The sequence below is a fragment of the Devosia pacifica genome (genome assembly GCF_014652635.1).
GTDB classification, from domain to species: Bacteria; Pseudomonadota; Alphaproteobacteria; order Rhizobiales; family Devosiaceae; genus Devosia; species Devosia pacifica.
The window spans coordinates 1,299,729-1,321,002 of sequence record NZ_BMZE01000001.1 but is presented as its reverse complement, the minus strand read 5'-3'; the positions used below and the strand labels follow the sequence as shown (position 1 = coordinate 1,321,002).

The window sequence follows — 21,274 nt, the reverse complement described above, 5'->3', positions numbered from 1 at the left end:
TGAAACAAGCGCAGTATGGCTTTGCATTCAGGCGGAAGCGATCAAACGTATCGAATTTCTCACGATGCGGAAAAATATAAGACGCGCATTCATATGTCGCGACCAAGTGCTAGATTGGCCACCATGGTAGACGATCTTCCTCGTATCCCAACAAAGACGCCACGCGCTGGTACCGTCCAGTCGGTAGAGCGCGCAATGGCAATCCTTCAAGCGCTGAGCGAGGAAGAGGAAGGGTGCCGTCTGACCGACCTTTCGCAGAAAACCAATCTTTCTGTATCCACGGTCCATAGGCTCTTGACGACCTTAGAGAGACAAAAATTCGCTCATTTCGACCCCTCGACCAATCTGTGGCACGTAGGCCGAATGGCCTTCACCGTCGGCTCGAGCTTCTTGCGCCAGCGTAGCTTCGTCGCTCCTGCGCTGCCATTCCTCAAACGGCTGCGTGATCTGACCAACGAGACCGCCAACCTTGGTGTCATTGAGGATGGCGAAGTCTTAGTTCTGAGTCAGGTTAAGAGCCGCGAGATCATGCGTGCTATTACACGTATCGGCGGACGGGTTCCGATGGGTCGCTCAGGGATGGGCAAGGCGATCTTGTCAACATATCCGCGCTTTGCGGTCGAAGCTGAGCAAGCGCAATTACATCGGAAACCTGCACATATGGCGAATGACGGGTATGCCGTAGACGATGAAGAGTTTATGCGGGGTCTCCGCTGCATTGCTGCGGCCGTATATGGTCCGCAGGGCGAAGTCCTATGTGCTATTTCTGTTTCAGGGCTATCGATACGAATTCCGCCTGCTCGTGTGCCCCGGTTGGGTGAGCTCCTTGTCAAAACTGCAGATGAGCTCACCCATGCTTTAGGAGGTTGCCGGCCAGAGGGATAAGGCTGGTGGCCGCAATGACCGCTGCGGGGGCGACGCCGCTGGGTTTGTGCTCACAGCAAGACCTCGTGTCCGGTTTACATGCGCTGGGCCCCTCAACTCCTGCCGGAATTTTCTCAAGACTGCGAATATGTGGAAGTTGGATAACCCCAGTGAGGCGACGAAGTTTTTGGGTGGTTGTTCGGCTAATGGAAGTAGGTGCTGAAGCGCGCGTAGGAGCGTTTGACGTGATTGCGCATGGCCCGCTCGGCGGCGCGGGCATCGCGGGCTTCAAGCGCGTTAATTATTTCAGCGTGTTCGGCGTTGGCCTTGGTGGTTGCCCCGGTGTGGGGAAATAACCGGAACAGATGAATATGCGTATGAAGGCTCGCCAGGCTTTGGCGTAGCACTCCGTTGCCGCATGCCGCGGCAATAATATCGTGGAACTCGCCGTCCAGATGCGCAAAATCGGAATAGCTCGCGACCTCACGCCCCCCTTCGCCGCGCATCTCGGCCGCCAATCGCTGCAGGGTGATCAGTTGACCAGGATCGATCAAGGCGGCGGCCTTGCGCGTGGCGAACGGCTCAAGCAAGAGCCGCATTTCGTATATTTGATCAAAGCGGGTGCGATCGATTTGGGGAGCGGCGCTAAAGCCGATCAAGTGGGTCTTGACGATCAGTCCCTGCGCTTCCAGTCGAGATAGCGCTTCGCGCACAGGAGTGTGCGACACACCCAATTCTCGAGCAAGATTGTCGATGGAAATCCGACTGCCTGGCTGGATCTTCTGACTCATCAGCCACGCATAAACTGAATTGTAGACCTCATCGCCCAGCCGGGTCGGACGCTTAATGGCGGTGGTCTTGAGGTCTTCCGCTCTGGCCATTTTCTACCTTCAGTGCCGTTTGCAGCGAGTGTGTTCCAGCTATCCTATAGTATTCCGCCTGGAATGTCGCTCCCGTGCAGAAAGGATTTGACATCGGTCAACCGTAAATCCTATATTATTGTCATAGAATAGTATAGGATATAGGGGAACCAGTGATGGCGGAAACCGCCGATAGAGACATTCCGGCATCCAAAGCGAGTTCCGTAAAAAGCGTAGAGCTGCGCCTATTTAGCTATCCAATGGAGGGCGTAGGGCCGGGCGGGGTAGATATGCCGGGCGCCAAGGGCAATCGCGTCCGCATTGCTGTGCGGATCGAAACCGTGGATGGGGCGGTGGGGGCGTATGTCGGAGGTCAGGCTAATTCGCTGGCGCAGGCGGCAACCTGCGCCAAGGCCATTATCGGCATGGACTGTTTTGCCCGCGAGCGCGCCTACGAAGTCATCCGCCGCAATTTGCGCAAGGAAGACCGCATGGGAGCCGGAGTGATCGACAACGCCTTGTGGGATCTGGCCGGTCAGCGGACGGGTGCGTCGGTAAGTCAACTGCTGGGCGGGGCGCGCAAATCGGTCAAGGCCTATGCCTCGACTTGGTTCGGCGGAGACGGCGGCGGCTTATCGACGCCGGAGGCGTTTTCGGATTTTGCCGAGGAATGCTATGCCCTTGGCTATCGCGCCTTCAAGATGCACGGTTGGGCCGATGGCGGCATCCAGCGTGATATCGAGGCCATTTTGGGTCTGGGTAAAAGCGTCGGCGGTCGCATGGCGCTGATGCACGACAGCGCATGTTCGTTCAAAACGTTCGCCGACGCCTTGGCGGTGGGGCGCGCCTGCGACGAAGCGGGCTTCTACTGGTACGAGGATCCCTACAGCGATGGTGGTCTCGCCGGCCATGCCCATCGCCGTTTACGCGAACTTATCAAGACGCCATTGCTTCTGGGTGAGCATATTCGCGGGCTTGAATCAATGGCCACCTTGGTTCTGGCAGACGGCACTGATTTTGTCCGCGCCGATCCGGATTTTGACATGGGCATAACCGGGACCATGAAGATTGCCCATTTTGCCGAGGCGCTGGGGCTCGATGTGGAACTACACGCTCCCGGCCCCGCGCATCGGCATTGTATGGCGGCGATCCGTAACACCAATTTTTACGAGCTGTCGATGGTGGGGCCATCGCGCGGCAACTTTAATGCCCCGGTCTATGCCTGCGGCTATTCGGACGCGCTGGACGATGTCCGCCCAGATGGCACTTTCCCGGTGCCGGAGGGACCAGGGCTTGGGGTCAGCTACGACTGGGACGCCATCGAGAAAATGACCAGCCAAACATTGACCATTCAATAGGGTAGCGCAATGGACACCTCCACGCCCGCACGCGGTTCGCAAATCCAACGCGTTGAGCTCTTCTTGTTCAAGCAGGACATCGAGAATGTCGCGTTCGACGTCAATCCCGGCGGCATCGATATGCCCGGCGTCCGAAATACCCGCACCCGCTTAGGCGTTGTGGTGGAAACCCGAGACGGCCACCGGGGCGAATATATCGGAGGTCGGTCGGACACTTACCTTCACGCCAAATTCCTCGCCAAGTGGATTTTGGGCATGGATGCATTCGGGCGCGAGCAGATCTATGAGATTGCACGGCGCTATCTGCGTAAGGAAGATCGTATAGGAGCTTGCCAGATCGACAATGCTCTGTGGGACCTTGCCGGCAAGAGCATCGGCGCCTCGGTAACGCATATACTCGGGGGGCAGAAGCGGCGGCTGCCTGCCTATGCCTCGACCTGGTTTGCTGGTCCCGGCGGAGGGTTGGCCTCGCCCGAGGCCTTCGCCGACTTCGCCGAAGAGTGCTATGGCCTCGGCTATCGGGCATTCAAGATGCATGGCTGGACCGATGGGGGCATCGAGAACGACATCAACGCTATCCTCGCCCTAGGCGAGCGCGTAGGCGGTCGCATGGCCTTGATGCACGATAGTGCCTGCCATCTCAAGACTTTCGGGGACGCCGTCCAAGTCGGCAAGGCGTGCGATAAGGCCGGATTTTTCTGGTACGAGGATCCTTACAGCGATGGTGGTCTCGCCGGCCATGCCCATCGCCGGCTGCGCGAGATGATCCGAACGCCGATCTTGCTGGGCGAGCATGTGCGCGGCGTCGAAGCTATGGCCAATTTAGTGCTGCTTGATGGCACGGACTTTGTTCGCGCCGATCCAGATCTCGATATCGGCATCACCGGGACTATGAAGATCGCGCATTTCGCTGAGGCTATGGGTCTCGACGTCGAGTTGCACGGCAACGGACCAGCGCATCGACACTGCATGGCGGCTATTCGGAACACTAATTTCTATGAACTGGCCATGGTTGGGCCCTCGCGTGGGCAGGCCGTCAATTCCATTTACGCTTCGGATTATTCCGACACACTCGACGCCGTGGGCGCGGATGGATGCTTCCCGGTGCCCGAAGGGCCCGGACTGGGCGTCGAATACGACTGGGACTTTGTCAAAAATAACCTAGTCGATCACATCGTTATTCAATGAACCCGTAGCAGGAGGAGACTACGATCATGAAACTCAACAGCAAGACACTGCTGATGGCGGCAGTTACCGCCATGACCTTGTCGGCCACGGCTCTTACTGGGGCGACGGTAGCACAGGAGACGCTGGATATTCGGCTGGGTGGGCGCGATGTCGGATCACTCGATCCTGCGCTGACCAAAACTGGCGACGACGAAACAGTTGTACTGCAAATATTCAATTCTCTTGTTGCACCGCCTCGCGGTACGCTGGATCTTGATCTTGACGATCTACAGCCGCAATTAGCGGAAAGCTGGGATATCTCAGAAGACAGGACCGAGTGGACTTTCTATCTGAGGCCAGGCGTCAAGTGGCAAAAGGGTTATGGCGAAGTCTCTGCGGAGGACGTCAAATTCTCCTACGAGCGGCAGATGGATCCAGAGCTCGGGGGCGTACATGGGGCCAGCTTTAAGGATATCGAGTCGATTGAGGTAATCGACCCGCTGACAGTCAAGTTCGTGCTCAAGAGTCCAAATGCTTTTTTCCACGGTGCTGCGCTGACCCCAGGCTTTGGCAGGTTCATAGTGCCGAAGGCGGCGGTCGAAGAAATGGGCGACGAGTTTAGCTTTGCGCCGGTAGGAAGTGGGCCCTATGAGTTCGTGGAATATCAGCCGCAGGATCGGGTGGTATTGGAAGCCTTCGATGATTATTTCATGGGCCGCCCTGAGATCGATGAGCTCAACCTCCGCTATATACCCGACAACAACGCCGCAACTATTGCCTTCATCGCTGGCGAGTTGGATGTGAGCGGCGGTGAACGAACGCCGGAATGGATTGCATCCATCGAAGAAGCGGTGCCCGACGCTCAGATAATCGCGATGACCCCAGGCTCCTTGCAGTTTCTCAGTTTCAACATGACTGTTGAGCCACTTGACGACGTTCGGGTGCGACAGGCTATCGCTTACGCTATTGATCAGAGCGTTTGGAAGGAGGCCTTTGGAGTAATCAGCGGTCCACTGCCGACGATCGTCCCTTCGCAGTTCTATGGCGCGATTCAGCCCGAAGATATCCCTGAAGCACTTCGATATGACTATGATCCGGACCGTGCGCGCGAGCTTCTGGCCGAGGCTGGGTATCCGGATGGGTTCAGCATGGACGTCATCATTTCGGAACGCGACGACTACCTGACCAACATGCTTATCGTCCAAGACATGTTACGCCAAGTGGGGATCAATCTTGATCTGCAGGTTCAGGACCATGCTTCGTATCATGCCAATATCCGCGAAGATAAAGGCACGATCGTCGAGCTCTCCACCGCTATCTCGCCAAGTGCACCTGCGGTTATCAACGAGTTCCTCAGCGAAGCTGCGGCGGTAGGCAAGCCGTCCTCGCTGCGTAACTTCTCGCACTATGGGGAAGTGGGCGGCAATGTTGATGATCTGGTGACTGAAGCTTCAGCGGAAACTGATACTGATCGTCAGATGGAGCTGCTGGAAGAAGCGCAGCTTCAGATCCTGCGCGATGTGCCGGTCTATCCAATGCATACCTCGGCATTGATATCGGTCATCCAGGGAGATATCGACCTTGGATATGAGCCAGTCAGTGGTTTCGGCCAGCATGAGTTCGGCACAGCACGCCGCGTGAGCGAGTAAGCAGGTTTCTGGTCGGGCTGCGACTAAGTAGCCCGACCAGCACTGCAATCTGGGGACTTTTTATGCTCCGCTTTGTGTTTAAGCGCACGCTCGATGCGATACTGACAGCGTTTCTCGTTTTCAGCTTTGTGTTTTTTGCGATGCGGCTGCTGCCCGGCGATCCGGTGATCGCCATGCTTGGTGATCGCGCAAGCGCAGAAACCATAGCTAATGTTCGCGCCTCGCTTGGGCTCGATAAGCCCATTATTGTGCAGTACGGCGAATTTTTGTGGGGCCTGGCGAATTTTGATCTGGGCCAAAGTCTCGTTAATCGTGCCTCGGTGACCGAGACGATGATGCGTAATCTGCCATACACCATCGCCCTCACGATCGCCTCCACGATTTTTGGGATAGTAATTGGAGTGCCGTTAGGAGTTCTCTCGGCCATGCGTGCCGGTAGGGCGACGGATCATGTCACTCGCATGGGTTCTCTCGTGGGTTCGGCTTTGCCGGATTTCTACCTCGGCGTTCTATTTCTGCTTCTGTTCGGTTTGACGCTGCGTTGGTTCCCACTCTTGGGAGGAGGCGATAGTGCATTTGATCTGCGCTATCTGGCGATGCCGGCGATGACGCTGGGACTATTGAAGGGGTTCGGCATGATCCGCTTGACCCGAACTGCCGTGCTGGATGTTGCCGGACGTGACTACGTGCGCACGGCTGAGGCCCTCGGCATGAGCCGACAAAACGTGATCTGGCGACATATCTTCCGGAACGCGTTGATCCCGGTCACCACACATCTGTCGTTGTCGGTGATCGCCACTCTAGGCGGCACCATCGCTATCGAGTTGGTTTTCAACCGACCTGGGGTAGGGCAACTCCTCGTCGGCGCCGTGACCTCACGCGATTACACTCTTATCCAAGGCGGCATTGTCATTCTGTCGGTGCTGGTGGTGACCATCAATTTTGTGACTGACCTCCTTTACGCGGTCATCGATCCAAGGGTGAGGGCGGCTTGATGCTGGACCGGATATTCCTGAACTTGGCACTGGGCTTTTTGAGCCTGATCGCAATCGTGGTTGTGTTCGGTGACTTTATTCAACCGCACGACCCTTTAGCGCAGAACTTTCTATCCCGAGATGAAGGGCCAAGTGCCGAATATTGGCTTGGGACTGATGACTTTGGGCGTGATGTCTTTTCCAGAATTCTCGAGGGTACGCGGCTGTCAATGACGATCGGCCTTGCCTCGCCTTTAATCGCGGCGGTGATCGGGATCGGTATGGGTACCACCGCGGCCTACTTCGGTGGTTGGGCTGAACGAGTAATTACCCGGATTACCGATATGATGATGTCATTTGATCCCCTACTGCTTGGGGTCTTAGTCGTAGCCCTGTTGGGGCCGGGAATTCTAAACCTAGCGGTTGCCATTTCTTTCGCGTTGATCCCGAGTTTCATCCGGCTATCACGCGCGTCGGCTCTTTCGGTTAGACAAGAAGGCTACGTGGATGCGGCTATTGCAATGGGGAGGCCATCATACTCTACCATCCTGCGCCACGTGCTTCCTAATATTTCGGGGCCACTAGTGGTTATGACCACTCTGTGGGTAGGAACTGCTATTCGTCTTGAGGCCACGTTAAGTTTTATTGGCCTTGGTGCGCAGCCGCCGGCCCCCTCATGGGGCAACATTGTACGCTATGGCGTGCAGAATATTTTTGGTTCGCCACTGCCGGCATTATTCGCCGGACTCGCCATCACTCTAACCGTGCTGTCGTTCAACATCCTTGGAGATGCCCTACGCGACCGCCTCGATCCGGATAGGGCCGCCAGATGACCCAGCAGCTTTTGACTATTTCAGATCTTCAAGTCGCTTTCGGCAGTGGAGAAAATGCTGTCCAAGCGCTGAGGGGAGTAGATCTCAGCGTCCACCGCGGCGAGTGTCTCGGGCTGGTGGGGGAGTCTGGTTCCGGCAAGAGTTTGACTGCGCTAGCTGCCATGCGGCTGTTGCCAAATGCCGCGCGGATAAACGCGGGGTCGGTGTCGTTTGACGGCGAGGAACTGACCAGCGCATCTCGCGGTAAACTCGAGTACCTTCGCGGGAACGACATTTCGATGATCTTTCAGGAGCCGATGTCAGCGCTCAATCCAGTGATGAAGGTAGGCGACCAGATCGCTGCACCGCTGCGCAAGCATATGGGACTTTCTCCGAAAGCGGCACGTGCACGGGCCATTGATCAGCTCGCTTCTGTGGGTATTCCAGACCCACAACGCCGGATCGATAATTATCCACATGAGATGAGCGGTGGTATGCTCCAACGGGTCATGATCGCTATGGCTCTATCATGTGAGCCCAAGCTGCTGATTGCCGATGAGCCCACGACGGCGCTGGACGTGACCATTCAGGCGCAGATTCTCGACCTGTTGCGGTCTAAACAGAAAGAACTGGATCTCGCCATCATCGTCATTACTCACGATTTCGGTGTGGTTGCTGAAATAGCCGACCGGGTGAACGTAATGTATGGCGGAAGAATTGTAGAAGAGGCTAGAGTTCGCGACCTTTTCGACAGCCCGCAGCACCCGTATTCGATCGGCCTACTGAATGCTACGCCGACGCTCGAAATGGCAGAGCAACGGCGCTTGCCAGCTATCGGTGGGGCAGTCCCGCACATATCGGAGATGCCATCGGGCTGCGCCTTTCATCCGCGTTGCCCAGAGCGGCGATCCAAGTGCGACAGCCAAGTGCCGAAACTTGACCCCGTTTCTCCCAACCAATCGGTTGCATGTTGGGCAAGGAGGCAAAGCGATGACCAAGCTGCTTGAAGCCAATGACCTTAGAAAGGTATTCGGCGGCGCCGTGCGGGCCGTGGATGGCGTAAGCTTTTCACTCGATGAGCGTGAAACGCTGGCGCTGGTGGGCGAGTCGGGTTGCGGTAAATCCACCGTATCTCGGCTGATTTTGCGGCTGACTGATCCTACGGAAGGCACTATCCGGTTTGAAGGACAGGACATGGGGCGCATGTCGCAGCGAGCGCTCAAGGAGGTTCGGAGGGAGATCCAGTTCGTTTTCCAAGATCCATTCTCTTCGCTTGATCCGCGAATGACCGCGGGGGATATTGTTACCGAACCCCTAGCAGTGCATGGCTTAATAAAAGGACGAGCGAAGCGTCGCGATACTGCGACCGATCTGCTAAAAACCGTTGGCTTGAGCGCCAAGCACGTTAACAATTGGCCGCGCCAATTTTCCGGTGGGCAACGCCAGCGACTGGGCATCATCCGCGCATTCGCGTTGGGGCCACGTCTAATTGTTGCCGACGAGCCCGTTTCAGCACTTGACGTTTCCGTACGCTCGCAAGTGATTAACATTCTGCAGGACATGCAGGAGGATAAGGGTACCGCCTATCTTTTTATCTCACATGACATGGCGACAGTGAAGCACATCGCTGATCGAGTTGCGGTGATGTATTTGGGCAAGATCGTCGAGTTGGCGCCCAAGTCGTCTTTCTTTTCGGCGCCGCAGCATCCCTATTCGGAAGCCCTGCTTTCTGCCGTGCCGGCGTCCCACCCAGATAAGCGGCGCGAGCGCATTTTGCTGCAAGGCGATCCGCCCAGCCCGGTCAACATCCCGTCGGGTTGCCGGTTCCATACCCGCTGCCCCTTGGCGCAGGAACTTTGCAAGCGTGAAGAGCCCCCGCTTGCGCAGGTCGCAGACAATCACGCAGCCGCATGCCATTTTGCCCAAGCTTGGCCGATGAGATCGCGCGTAGCCGACACGTCGGCAAGCGGACCCTAACCCGCCTTGACCAACTGAGAGCACTTCATGCCCACTATAGATCTTCTCGAGGCCCATGCCGTCGTGGATTGCGTCCTCGCCGGGGCTGGTGTGCCTCCGGCGCATGCCCGTCTGCAACGCGACCTCTTGTTCGATGCGGAGATGCGCGGCATCGCCTCGCATGGTCTATTGCGCTTGCCGCGGATCGTTGAGCGCATTGCCAACGGTGTTGCCGATCCGGAGACGCGTGGCCGGCATGAGTGGCGTTCGCCTGGCTTTCTCTTTGTCGACGGCGAGCGTGGGCTGGGGCCGGTGGTGGCGCAGGCCGCCATTGATGCATTGCTCGAGCGGGCTTCTACTCAAGGGGTCGCCATCGCCTCGATTGCGAACTCCAACCACATCGGCATGCTCGGCTTCTACGCCGACCGCGTGGCGGAAGCCGACCGCTGCCTGATCGCCTTTTCGACCAGTGAAGCTTTGGTCCATCCTTGGGGAGGCCGCCGGGCGATGATTGGCACGAATCCGATCGCCATCGGCCTGCCAACCGGCAACGGGCCATTCATGATGGACACCGCGACCAGCGTAGTCTCCATGGGCGAGGTGCACGATCATGCCAATCGCGGTGCTCCGATTCCCCTGGGCTGGGCGGTGGACGGGGCGGGCAATCCCACTACCGACGCGCAAGCGGCGCGGCGCGGCGCCATCGCCCCGTTCGGCCAGGCCAAGGGGTATGCGTTGGGATTGGCATTCGAATTGCTGGTCACGAGCCTGGCGGGAGCGGCCATCGGGCGGGACGTCAAGGGCACACTCGATTCGTCCGATGTTGCCAACAAGGCCGATCTTTTTATCGTCATCGACCAGGATTTGTCGCCGGTCTATGGCTTTCTCGAGCAGTTGCGGGCCGAAGCGCCCGCAGATGGCTTCGAGGAAGTCCGCATTCCGGGCGAGCGTGGGCGCGAGCTGCGCCAGAGGGCGATTACGGAGGGGGTCCAGATTGCCGACGTGACTTGGAATATACTACGCGATTTGGCCGGCGAACAGGCCACGAGCAACTAAAGGAACGAGCTATGTTTGGGGCTTTGCGTTCACCGCGAAATATCGTGTTCGGCAATGGGCATCGTTTCGCGTTGGGCCGGTATGTGGCCAAGCTTGGGGCGCGTGCCCTGGTGGTCACCGACGCGCGTATGGCCGGTGATGCTAACTTCGCGGCCATGGTCGCAACGATCCGCTCGGCCGGTGTTGCCGTCAGGGTGTATGACGGGGTAGCCGCCGAATTGCCCGCCGAATGCATCGAGGCGGGGGTCGAGGCCGGTCGTGACGCTGCTACCGACGTGATTGTGGGCATCGGCGGTGGCAGCTGTATCGACGCTGCAAAGGTCATTGCGCTCTTGTTGACCCACGGCGGAGCCATGGACGATTATTATGGCGAATTGAGAATCCCCGGCCCGATCCTGCCGGTGGTTGCCGTGCCCACCACTGCCGGCACTGGCTCTGAGGTTACGCCTGTTGCCGTGGTTGCCGATCCCGGGCGCGCGGTCAAGGTAGGGATCGCCAGTCCCTATCTCATCCCTGAGACCGCGATCTGCGACCCTGAGTTGACACTTAGCTGCCCGCCCGGGCTGACCGCAGCGTCTGGCGCTGATGCCTTGGTGCACGCCATCGAGGCCTTCACCAATGTACGGCGCACGGACACGGCCGCAATGACGCTTGAGCATGTGTTTGTGGGAAAGAACGCGCTGACCGATCAGCACGCTCTTGGCGCGATCACGAGCATCGGGCGCTCCCTGGTTGCGGCGGTGAGAACGGGCGATGATCTGGCAGCACGCTCCGACGTTATGATGGGTTCCATGCTGGCGGGCCTGGCGTTCGGCTCTGCCGGCACTTCGGTCTGCCACGCCGTCCAATATCCGGTCGGAGCGCTGAGCCATACAGCGCATGGACTTGGAGTAGCCCTGATGCTGCCTTATGCCTTGCAGTTCAACCGGCGCTACGTGGCCGAGGAGATCGCGACTGTGGGCCAGTTGATGGGGTTTGCCAATCCCAACGACCAAACGGACGCGGCCGTCGATCGGGCCATCGACGGCATCGCAGCGGTAATTGCCGAAATTGGCATTCCGACCAGTCTTGAAGAGATCGGGATTGAGTCCAAGAACCTGCCGTGGATCGCCGAGCAGGCGCTGGGTGCTCATCGTTTGATCAAGAATAATCCCCGACCCGTCGACCGAGCGGGTATGGACCAACTGGTTGCAGCTGCTTTTTCAGGCGAGCGCTGTTCTATTTCGTTTCCCGTTCAACCTGCTGCCAAAGCAAGCTGATGACACATTCTATCTTTTCCTTCGCACAGCAGCATCGGTGCCGGCCGATCTTCCGATTGGCGGACAATAGCTGCCCGGCAGCACCGGCGAGCGCATCCACGTGATTGACCTCCTCGATCAAAGCCATCATCCAAGCCGCCGACACTAACTTCGATGCTGCCTATGCCGCTGCGCCCTATTGGGCCGCGACCGCCCGCGTCGCTCACCCAATCGGCTGCAACAACCGCCCAAATCTCCACCGCGCTGGATATAAGGTAGGGGCAACGTTCTTCCGCCCTCTGGCTTGAAGACTTGTCTGCCTGGTAGTTCTGTGACAGAGATACGTATCCGGGTTTCACTGCCACACTTGGGAAGCCTAGGATTTTCAGCCTTTCCGCCGCCATTGGTAGCGCGTCCCTCCTCCGCTACCAAATTTTTACTTGGCCTTACGGTGGTTTAGCCCTTGCTTGCTATGCAAGATGATGGCGCCCTAGAGGATCTAGGTAGCACCCAGGCAGCCGCGTATCGCTTGTCCCAAAATTCGGTCAGATGCTGACGGGCGGAATAAGTCGGTCCATCTCCGGTGGCGTTAAATGAGCCCACGCTAAGAGCTTAGAGCTCCGGCGACCTGAAGTTGCCTCATTCAGGGGGACACAGAGCCTTGGGTACTCTTGATCCCTTCGTGTTAGGCTTGGCGCGAATTTTACCGTGGACTGAACACGAGATGCCATCCATCTTCTCGCTGAAGATCCAAAAGGAGCCATTCGCCGCTGTCCCGGCGTCCGGATAGAGTCGGCGCCGCTAATGGTGTCACCTCTAGCACGACCCGAATGAGATCGCGGACTGGACGCCGCAGTGCACGAGCGTGGAAATCAGCGTTCTTCTTCAACGATATAAGAGTTCGCAGCCTTGTTCTGGCCGGACGCCGATACATCAGAGTTAGCGGTAACGTCAGTTTGGTCCGCACAGTTTCCGCACACATTTGGGTGGTGAGATGGCCCTAATTCACGAAGTGCCGTCTCGGGGCGCGGGGCCCCCAGATCAACACTTTTTGGATTTGGCGCCGTTCGCTCAGGCCACCATCAGCCAGTCATTGCGGTCGAAAAGCTCATCGATCCGTATGCCGACCTCTTCCGCGAACACGAAACTGCCGGCGACGTCTGCGTAGCTCTGACCGTTCTCGATCGCGTCTACCCAATAGGCAAAGCCGTCCGGATCCGGCTCGCGTTCGAGAAAGCCGTGATACAGCCAGTCCACGAACTCCGTTGAGGTGAGGGTTTCGGTTCGTTCTCCGAACTCGGGTGGGGCGATGAAGTGCTGCACCATCGCGTAGGGGTCGAGCCCGCCAGCGCTTTGGCCCATCCAGTAGGCAAAGCCCTCTGGGTCGAACTCGCGACCAAGAAACGCTTCGTAAAAGCCTGCCAAGACGCTCTGACCGGTAGCGAAGAGCGGCACCTGGACATCATTAAATTGCAAGCTTGCAACGTTCGCGACGGTACTGACATCGCCGGTGAGAAGGTTGGTCACCTCCGCGACGCCATTGATGATGCCGACTACATAATCCGAACTCGCACCCGTAAAAACCACGGTGTTGTGGCCAAATCCGCCGTCAATATAGTCACGACCGGCACTCGCGAAAATGAGCGTGTCGCCAACATTGCCATAAACGATATTATCGAGATCGTTGGTCTGGACCAAATAGTCGCCGGTGCCAAACAGCACCACGTTCTCCAGCCCTTCACCAAGGATTACGCTGACGCTGACATGCACCTCGTCCACCGTTCCGGGATTGCCGGAAATCGTCTGGACGTCGGCGTGCTCTCCAGGAATGACGATCGTGACGGCGTTCGGCGTAATAGTGTGCGCTGGCGGGGTGCCACTGCCACCGCCGCCACCGCCGCCACCGCCGCCACCGCCGCCGCCGCCGCCGCCGCCGGAAGACGGTGTAAGGACATCGACAGATTGCGTTGCCGTGGCCGTCCCATCGTCGTCGGTAACGGCGACCATCAACGTGAAATTCGACGCGCTGGCCGGCACCGTCATTGTCAGGTCTGCCGGCGGCGCGTCGTTGAAGGCAAAGGCGGTGCTGTCGGCATTGGGAACCCCGGCTGACAGTGCGGTTCCAGAAGGGAATCCGGATATGACAACCGACTGGATGGACGTGCTCAAGCCCGAAGGCGTGACACCAACTGGCAGCGACGACGCGGTTCCCCGGGTTACCCGAAAACTCTCATCGCTCGCGACGGCGAACAGGTCGTAGACCAGCGTACCACCTGAAAGGCCGCTACCATTGGCAGTGATCTCAATCGGGGCACCGCCCGCGTTGTAGGTCGGTGCATCGCCACCTGGATTGGTCGTAGTGCTATCGGCGCCCACAACCACCCTGTTGCCGCCTTCAGCCTGGCTGCCGGCGGCAGAAGCATTGATCGCGCCGGCGATCGCCTGGGCGGCGTCTGCTGCCGCGTTCGCTTGAGAACTATCCATTGCCGCAGCGAATGCTGCGCTGCTGCCATCCGGCATTGTGCTCGCAGTAGAAATGTCGGCATCGGCGGTTACTGCTGTTGCAATCGACGATGCAAAGCCGGGCATGGTAGCGCCGTCGTCCGCGATTGCATTCGCCGCGTAGTCGGCCGCCTGCGCCTTGGCGATAGTTACCTTTATGGTGACGACATCCGTCAGCGTGCCCGAATAGTCTGCTGCTGTCCCTGGATTTAGGGCGCTTGCCGACGCGATCGACGCGTTTGCAGCACCCGCGTAGCCAGCCGCTTGCATGTCACCAGTGGCGTTGGCGGTGGAGTCCGAGACTGATTGCGCCATGACCACCGAATTGTTCGAAGCGTTGGCATAGGCGTCCGAGATAGCATCGCTCGGGTCGGTTTCACCCGACGCGCGCGACACTGCGACCGAGTTGACGTCAGCATAGGCGGAGGCTTCAGCTCCAAGTTCCGCGAGAGCGGAGGCCGAGCCGTTGTCTCTTGCATCTGCATTTGCCGAACCATCTGCCTTTCCTGCAGCAACGGCATCGGATGCATTCGTGGCCGAGGAAATCGCGTTAAAATCGTGGACCGCTACCGAGACAGCTGCACTTGATTGCACTGCCTCGGCTCTGGCCAACGACCCGTCCACGGACAACGCGGTCGCGTTGGAAGACTGGTCTGCCGACGCCACCGAGGTTGACGACGCATCGAAGGCCATCGCCCGCGAAACCGACTGGTTTTGTGCGGTTGCCATGGCACTCGCATTATTTGAGGCAATGGCAACCGCCACATTGTCAAGGTTGCTCGAAGCACCGATTCCGTCATACAGCAGATCATCGATTTCGCTCACGGTTCCGGCAAGCTCGAGCTCGCCAAAAAGCGCCTCAAGCGACAGCGGGCCGGTGACTGCGACACCGGCCTTGCTCTCGTTGCCGGCGGCATTCGCTTCTGCCACAACCTCCTGGTCAACAACGCTTGGTCCGAGAAGGTCAATCGCTGCGTCATATGTATTGACGCCGCCCACCACTTGATAAGTCAGCACTCCGGTATCGGTGGTGGTTCCATCGCTGACCTCGAACGAAATTGAGACATTTGCAGTTTGACCGCTGGTGAGTGATGCGAAGGCAGCGACCGTCTCATTGTTGATGGTGAAGCTGCCGGCATCACCGGCACCCATTGTGTATGAAAAGCCGATGTCTGCGAGGCTGTAGCTCACGCCATCGACGCTGGCAGTGAGAAAAGTCAGGGATGCGGCTGAGAGGTCGGTGTCCGCGTCGGTCGCAAAGTCGGAAACCACATCCGCGGCATTGGCGGTGACGTCGACACCTTTGCCGATTTGACCAAAATCGACATCAAGCGCCACAGGGCTCGCCGTCGCGTTGCCCGGATCATCATTGGCGATAGTGCCGCTAGCACTTGCTGTGGTGATTGCCGCATTTTGAGGATCCGATAGGGTGACAGTGAAGGTCTCATCCGGCTCGATATCGACGTCGCCGGCGATCTGGATCGTCAGCGTTGCCTCCGTTTGACCATAGGCGAATTCGACGGTTCCTGACGGAAGCGTGCCTTCGGTAAAATCTGAGGCCTCAGCGGCGTTTGTTCCCGAGCCGGTGACTGCGTAGTCGACGGAGGACTGGCCGATAAGCTCGCCACCCCGCGATACAGTGAACGTATAGTTGGTTGTGCCGCTGCCGCCTTCATTGACACTGGTGGCATCGGCTCCAATTGAAATCCGGGCATCGAGCACGCCATCGTGCCCAAGCTGGAAGATATCTTCAGAGGCGTTTGTGTCGTCCGGCACCAGGTTGGACGCAGAGCTGAAATAGGTGAAAAAGGAGCCGTCTTGTGACACAGCCCCGCCCCCTGCGGCCTCACCTTGGGAGATGTTGATCAGTTCACCAGTGCGAAGATTCTTCACGTAGACCTGATTGACGGGGGCCGACTGTGTACTCGGGGAGTCGGGGTAGTTGGATGCTGTCGATCGCAGGACGACGAAGCGATCACCGTTCGCGGTCTCGTTGGATACCGTACCGCTGATTACACCACTGTCAGCTTGATCGCCCCCCTGCGTGTCGGACACACTTTCGATCGTGTCGGTGTCAAAGAAATAGGCGAACGCATCTGTGGTAGAGCCGTTGGTGTCAGCGTCGGCAACGAGATTGGTTGCGGCGCTATAGAATGTGATGACCTTTCCGTCGTCGGAGAGTATCGGGGAATAGCTGCTAGCACTCTGATGGGCGCCGCCGGTGGAGATCAGCGTCAGTCCGGGGTTGTCCCGATCCCATAGGAAGACATCATTATAGATGTCATTGTCGCTCGATAGGTTGGATGCCTGACTGTCGAAAACCACATAGCGCCCATCCCCGGAAATGTGAGGCGATCGGCTCAGACCATTGCCCAATCCCCCATCAGGCGCTTCGCTTATCCGGGTAAATGCCCCTGTATCCTTGTCCCAAAACAGGATCTGATCCTGCCCGTTACTGGTTTCACCTGTCAGATTGCCAGCAAGGCTGAAGAACGTGACATACTGGCCATCGGCAGAGATCGATGCCTGGCCGCTGTCACCGTTGCCGCTCGTCCCATCGTTGAGTTCAGAAACGCGGGTAATTGCGCCGGTCTGGAGGTCCTTGAGAAAGACGTCCCTGGCGCCGCCCGTATCGCCCGCCACCAAATTGGCCGCGGTACTTTCAAAGACCACGTAGCGTCCATCAGCGCTGATCTCGGGGTTGTCGCTGGTTCCCAAACCGTATGCGCCGGTGTCGTCTGAAGAGACCAAATCCACCTCACCAGTCAGCATGTCCTTGCGAAAGATTTGGCTACCGCTGGTTGCGGTGCCGGTCAGGTTGCTTGCCTGGCTCGCGAAAACTACGTATCGGCCATCTGCTGACATCGAGGTTAGGCTGGCGCTATAGCTATTCCCCTCGACGCCGTCTCCGCTGACGGAAACGCGTTCAATTTCATCCGGTGAAATTGGCATGACTTGTCTTCCCTGCTGATGCATTCGCGGCCGCGAGACCTCCTCCAGCTATGCCCAACGAAATTGCCGTATCTGGCTATTCAGCTGAGACTGTCTAAGGAGGGACGCTCGACAGTCGGATTGCCAACAATTTAGGGAAATCAGGAGCTTACGAAAACTTTGCATGTGCGCGCATGTGCGTTCATCTACGCTCATATTTGGCTGATTTACGGCAATAGGTTCCCAAGTCAGTTTTTTCTCAGTCGCTCGACTTCAAATACTGAGGGCTTTGAGCCAAGGAACAAACATCTCCCAACACAACGCCAGCGTCCGCATATACGCCAACGGGGTTATTGCTTACATTTTGAAAAAATGCAGGAGTGAGCGCATGATACTGGCGATTTTGCTCGAGGGATCAGGCGCATGGATGGCAACAAGACTGTGGGCCTCAGCGAGGACCTGCTTTCGGGATGGCAGGCAATCGCCGATCATTTCAAACGCAACCAGAGCACGGTACGACGTTGGGCCGAAACCCGTGCGTTACCGGTGCATCGCGCGGCCGGCAAAAAGGGCGTGTCTGTATACGCTTACGCGCATGAACTCGACGCATGGCTGACGCACGGGCACGGCGCTCAATCCCAACCACTTGAACCAGGTGATGCTCTGAACGCTATCGCGGCAAGCGCTGGCTCGATGGAACGCGATGAGAGCACCGACGCGCAAACACTATCGGGGTTCCCCGGCCGGGTGACCTCTGCACTGTCGCGGGCCGTAGTGGCCCTCATGGCATTGGGCTTGCTGTTCGTAACTACTGTTTATTTTTGGACCGCCTACAGTGACCAAGCCCCAGCGACCGCCCGCACTGCCGAAACGCTGCCTGATGCCGTTTATACTCTTTACAGCGAAGCCGGTTATCTGTGGCCGAAGAGGACCCGCGACAGTTTGCTGGAGGCAGAGAGGCTTTTGCACCAGGTCACTCAGCTCGCCCCACGATTTGCGGATGCCGAAGCAGATCTCGCAACGATCTACAATCTCATGGTCGAGTATCACGTGAAGCCGGCAGAAGAAGGCTATGGCCTGTCGATGGAGGCGGCCAAGCGTGCCATTGAGATCGATCCCCGCCAGGCTTCGGCGCTGACCGTCCTCGGTGACCTGTCCTACTTTTGGCGCAAGAACTATGACGAGGCATTTGAGTACTTCGAAAGGGCTATCGCAGCCGATCCCGACAATGCGCAAGCCAGGCAATGGTATGCCTCAGCCTTGATGACGAGTGGCCGGCTCAACGAAGCGGAAACGCAGATACGCAAGGCTCGTGAGATCTTGCCAGAGTCGCGGTCAATCCTGGTTTCCCAGGCGATGATACAGCTGGGACAGGGAGACGCGCATGGCGCCCGGAACGTTCTTCTTCAGCTGCTGCAGAACGAGACCAACTACCGCAACCCCTACCGGTTCCTATTGTTCTCCGAGCTCGCAGCCCACGATCTGCCAGCTTATCTTGCGACCCTACATGACTGGTTCGACTTGATCGATAGTCGATCCGGCGAGATCCTGGCTGAAGCGGCCGAGGCGGGATGGCGCAGAGGTGGCGAAGCCGCAATGATTGACGCCATGGCCAGCGCCGCCAGACGCCCCGATCTCCGCGACAGTCTCGAACAGTACTTTCGCGCCCATGTGCTTGCCTTGGCCGGCGACTGGCAGGGCGCCGTCGATCAGCTCGAAAACACGCCCACGCGACAAGCCTTCTACTACAGCATTGATCCCGCCTTCGATGTAGCCCGGCGGGATGAGAGTTTCCTCCGTCAAATCGCGGGACTTGGTTTCCCGGTCATCCCGTCGAAGGAACAGTAAGCTTTAATGTTGCCCATGACCTTGGGGACGCAAACGAATGTCCACTTTTCCGGCGTTCTTGAGAGTGGCATGTCCACCACGGGGCGTTTGACGAATCCCTTCTCTGCCCCCCGCAGCAATGTCGAACCGGATGGGCGGGAATTCATAAAGTTCAACCTTCTCGACATTCCGAGGCTCGAGATCGAACTCGGCATGGCGCCGCCCGTCACCGCAATCGTGTCGTCGGAAACTTACGCACCCGCCGCTAACCTGTCGTCACCTGGTTCAACGCCATATCGAAGGGTCCAGCTTTGGTGGATCAGCACTCCATGTATGGCTGCTGAAAGCTGCTCGCGTTTCAACTGGTAAATTGAGGGCTCCCAGTCGGCGGCCCGCTTTGGTGGCTATCGGCTCACAAAGCGGACTGTCCGTTCTAGGCGTTGTGACGGCCAAAGGGGAACGGCAGGTTTCGGAAATCGAAATCCGGTCTCAACGTCGGAAAGGGGGCGCATAGCTGTCGTCCGGGCCTAGGCAGATCAGCGTGTCCCATTCCGCTAGTCAGAAGGGGTTAATCGCCTCTTATGAAGCAGACATCGCCGTAACCTCCGAGATCGACCGCAGCGCGACGTCAGGCGACGCCCTTAGAGAAGCGACGGCGCTCAGACTGTTTCGGTTCCAGAGTGAAGCCCTCTCGCTTGTAAACCGGTCAGCTGGGTTGGATGTCTTGACGCTAAAGCTTCGTCCGCAGACCTCTTTCGGCAGCAAGGCTCGTCTTTGCTCTCAGCACAATTGCGCCAATACCGCGCCCCCTGATGTTCCGGGCCAATGTATAATTTCTCGATGAACAGGTGATCTTGATGCCACGACGCTGCGATGCAGCCGCATGGGTGACAATGATTCTTAGTCGCTCTGAAGCGACGCATTTCGCCTGATGCTAGCACCGGAACTGGGTCGCCCGAGGGCACAAGGATGCCGATACACCTTGACAGTCCGACCGTAACCTTGACTAACTATCCAACTGGTTAGTTAAGGAGGGAATTGTTGATGAAATCCGTATTGGTTCTCGCGCTCTGCGCCACTGCGCTGGCGCCTGCGATGGCACAGGATGCTACTGCTCAGGAGTGGGCGCCGAGCGAACCCGTGACCATTGTCGTTCCGTGGGCCGCCGGCGGCTCCACAGACACCGTCACACGCGTCGTCGCCGAAGAGCTTTCAGAAGCACTGGGCCAGACATTTGTCGTGCTCAACCAGCCCGGAGCTTCAGGGTCCGTCGGCACGCGCTCGGTCTGGGAGGCGCCGCATGATGGGATGATGATTGCCGCCGGCGCTGCGATCGACCTTGGAACGTATCCGGTTCTCGGCACGCTCGATGTGCCGCTGGAAGACTGGCGCCTCTATCTGCATGTCGCGCAGCCGTCACTGATATCGGTCTCGGCTGACAGCGACTGGGAAGACTTCAACGACCTGCTGGAAGACCTTCAGGACGGCGGCGACGCGATCACGGTCGGCTCGGCCGGCCTGACTTCCGCGACGGCGGTCAGCATGCAGGCGATCGAGAGCGCCGCCGACATCGATTACAAGCAAGTGGTCTATGATGGCGGCAATCCTGCAGTCACTTCGACCGTTGCTGGCGAAACCCAGATGACGGCTCAGACCGCCGTCGAACAAGTCGACATGATCCGCGCCGGGCGCCTGCGTCCGCTGGCCGTCATGGCGCAACAGCCGCTCGAACTGGAAGGATATGGCACGATCCCCGCGATCACCGACTTCCTGCCGGACGCTGCTGTCGCCCCGAACTATTTCGGCCTTTTCGTTCCTGCAGATGCGCCGGAGGAAGTGCTGTCGAGCCTCGATCAGATCTGGGAAGAGCAGATCTCGAACTCCGAAGCTTTGAAGACATTTGCCTCAGAGCGCGGCTCGCTGTTCAGCCCGAGCTATGGCGAAGAAGCCGTAGAGGCTGCGATGCCGTATCTCAGCATTAACGCCTGGCAGCAATATGAGGGCGGTGCGGCTCCGAACGATCCGTCCGAATTCGGCATTCCGCGCCCCTAAACCGCCTCCCAAACTTCAGCACGGCGCC

The 21,274-nt window shown here is 58.2% G+C and carries 14 protein-coding genes; 12 read left to right on the top strand and 2 right to left on the bottom strand.

The genetic code is table 11. The features are described from left to right. Positions 1-15: 15 nt before the first annotated feature. Positions 16-885 (top strand): IclR family transcriptional regulator, encoded by an 870-nt coding sequence (locus IE127_RS06530; protein ID WP_244639960.1) that lies wholly within the window; start codon positions 16-18, stop codon positions 883-885. 182 nt (positions 886-1,067) lie between these two features. Here the strand turns inward: IE127_RS06530 and IE127_RS06525 are convergent, their stop codons facing one another. After that, positions 1,068-1,745 (bottom strand): GntR family transcriptional regulator, encoded by a 678-nt coding sequence (locus IE127_RS06525; protein ID WP_189424439.1) that lies wholly within the window; start codon positions 1,743-1,745, stop codon positions 1,068-1,070. Between the two features lie 155 nt (positions 1,746-1,900). Here IE127_RS06525 and IE127_RS06520 point away from each other — a divergent pair, with 155 nt between their 5' ends. The 9 genes from IE127_RS06520 to IE127_RS06480 all read left to right on the top strand — a co-directional run bounded on the left by IE127_RS06520 (position 1,901) and on the right by IE127_RS06480 (position 11,955). Then, a complete protein-coding gene (locus IE127_RS06520; protein ID WP_189424438.1) occupies positions 1,901-3,082 on the top strand; it encodes an enolase C-terminal domain-like protein in 1,182 nt (393 codons plus the stop codon). Positions 3,083-3,091: 9 nt separating this feature from the next. Further along, positions 3,092-4,270, top strand: coding sequence for an enolase C-terminal domain-like protein (locus IE127_RS06515; RefSeq protein WP_189424437.1), 1,179 nt, complete (start codon positions 3,092-3,094; stop codon positions 4,268-4,270). A gap of 26 nt (positions 4,271-4,296) precedes the next feature. Then, complete coding sequence (locus tag IE127_RS06510) at positions 4,297-5,898, top strand: ABC transporter substrate-binding protein (RefSeq protein WP_189424435.1); 1,602 nt, start codon at positions 4,297-4,299, stop codon at positions 5,896-5,898. Positions 5,899-5,960: 62 nt separating this feature from the next. Next, positions 5,961-6,893 (top strand): ABC transporter permease, encoded by a 933-nt coding sequence (locus tag IE127_RS06505; protein ID WP_189424433.1) that lies wholly within the window; start codon positions 5,961-5,963, stop codon positions 6,891-6,893. After that, a complete protein-coding gene (locus IE127_RS06500; RefSeq protein WP_189424431.1) occupies positions 6,893-7,705 on the top strand; it encodes an ABC transporter permease in 813 nt (270 codons plus the stop codon). Before IE127_RS06505 ends, IE127_RS06500 begins: the two co-directional genes overlap by 1 nt. Continuing rightward, positions 7,702-8,691: an ABC transporter ATP-binding protein gene (locus IE127_RS06495; RefSeq protein WP_189424429.1), complete on the top strand. Its 990-nt coding sequence runs from the start codon at positions 7,702-7,704 to the stop codon at positions 8,689-8,691. Before IE127_RS06500 ends, IE127_RS06495 begins: the two co-directional genes overlap by 4 nt. Further along, positions 8,675-9,661, top strand: coding sequence for an ABC transporter ATP-binding protein (locus tag IE127_RS06490; protein WP_189424427.1), 987 nt, complete (start codon positions 8,675-8,677; stop codon positions 9,659-9,661). Before IE127_RS06495 ends, IE127_RS06490 begins: the two co-directional genes overlap by 17 nt. A 27-nt stretch (positions 9,662-9,688) precedes the next feature. Continuing rightward, a complete protein-coding gene (locus IE127_RS06485; RefSeq protein WP_189424425.1) occupies positions 9,689-10,696 on the top strand; it encodes an Ldh family oxidoreductase in 1,008 nt (335 codons plus the stop codon). An 11-nt stretch (positions 10,697-10,707) separates the two neighbouring features. Next, positions 10,708-11,955 (top strand): iron-containing alcohol dehydrogenase, encoded by a 1,248-nt coding sequence (locus IE127_RS06480; RefSeq protein WP_189424423.1) that lies wholly within the window; start codon positions 10,708-10,710, stop codon positions 11,953-11,955. Between the two features lie 1,050 nt (positions 11,956-13,005). Here the strand turns inward: IE127_RS06480 and IE127_RS06475 are convergent. After that, on the bottom strand, positions 13,006-17,388 hold the full coding sequence (locus IE127_RS06475; protein WP_189424421.1) for a DUF4214 domain-containing protein: 4,383 nt from the start codon (positions 17,386-17,388) through the stop codon (positions 13,006-13,008). A gap of 402 nt (positions 17,389-17,790) precedes the next feature. Here IE127_RS06475 and IE127_RS06470 point away from each other — a divergent pair, with 402 nt between their 5' ends. Continuing rightward, positions 17,791-19,215 carry a tetratricopeptide repeat protein gene (locus IE127_RS06470; RefSeq protein ID WP_189424419.1) on the top strand — a complete coding sequence of 475 codons (1,425 nt, stop codon included), beginning with the start codon at positions 17,791-17,793 and terminating at the stop codon, positions 19,213-19,215. 1,023 nt (positions 19,216-20,238) lie between these two features. After that, the gene (locus tag IE127_RS06465; protein ID WP_189424418.1) at positions 20,239-21,246 is read left to right on the top strand and encodes a Bug family tripartite tricarboxylate transporter substrate binding protein; all 1,008 of its coding nucleotides are present in this window, start codon (positions 20,239-20,241) and stop codon (positions 21,244-21,246) included. Positions 21,247-21,274: the final 28 nt, after the last annotated feature.

Bases quoted from the DNA above. Each gene is read 5' to 3' on its own strand.
- IE127_RS06500 (WP_189424431.1), top strand. From the start codon at position 6,893: ATGCTGGACCGGATATTCCTGAACTTGGCACTGGGCTTTTTGAGCCTG.
- IE127_RS06505 (WP_189424433.1), top strand. From the start codon at position 5,961: ATGCTCCGCTTTGTGTTTAAGCGCACGCTCGATGCGATACTGACAGCG.
- IE127_RS06495 (WP_189424429.1), top strand. From the start codon at position 7,702: ATGACCCAGCAGCTTTTGACTATTTCAGATCTTCAAGTCGCTTTCGGC.
- IE127_RS06525 (WP_189424439.1), bottom strand. From the start codon at position 1,745: ATGGCCAGAGCGGAAGACCTCAAGACCACCGCCATTAAGCGTCCGACC.
- IE127_RS06475 (WP_189424421.1), bottom strand. From the start codon at position 17,388: ATGCCAATTTCACCGGATGAAATTGAACGCGTTTCCGTCAGCGGAGAC.
- IE127_RS06480 (WP_189424423.1), top strand. From the start codon at position 10,708: ATGTTTGGGGCTTTGCGTTCACCGCGAAATATCGTGTTCGGCAATGGG.
- IE127_RS06470 (WP_189424419.1), top strand. From the start codon at position 17,791: ATGGATGGCAACAAGACTGTGGGCCTCAGCGAGGACCTGCTTTCGGGA.
- IE127_RS06515 (WP_189424437.1), top strand. From the start codon at position 3,092: ATGGACACCTCCACGCCCGCACGCGGTTCGCAAATCCAACGCGTTGAG.
- IE127_RS06530 (WP_244639960.1), top strand. From the start codon at position 16: ATGGCTTTGCATTCAGGCGGAAGCGATCAAACGTATCGAATTTCTCAC.
- IE127_RS06510 (WP_189424435.1), top strand. From the start codon at position 4,297: ATGAAACTCAACAGCAAGACACTGCTGATGGCGGCAGTTACCGCCATG.
- IE127_RS06465 (WP_189424418.1), top strand. From the start codon at position 20,239: ATGAAATCCGTATTGGTTCTCGCGCTCTGCGCCACTGCGCTGGCGCCT.
- IE127_RS06490 (WP_189424427.1), top strand. From the start codon at position 8,675: ATGACCAAGCTGCTTGAAGCCAATGACCTTAGAAAGGTATTCGGCGGC.
- IE127_RS06485 (WP_189424425.1), top strand. From the start codon at position 9,689: ATGCCCACTATAGATCTTCTCGAGGCCCATGCCGTCGTGGATTGCGTC.
- IE127_RS06520 (WP_189424438.1), top strand. From the start codon at position 1,901: ATGGCGGAAACCGCCGATAGAGACATTCCGGCATCCAAAGCGAGTTCC.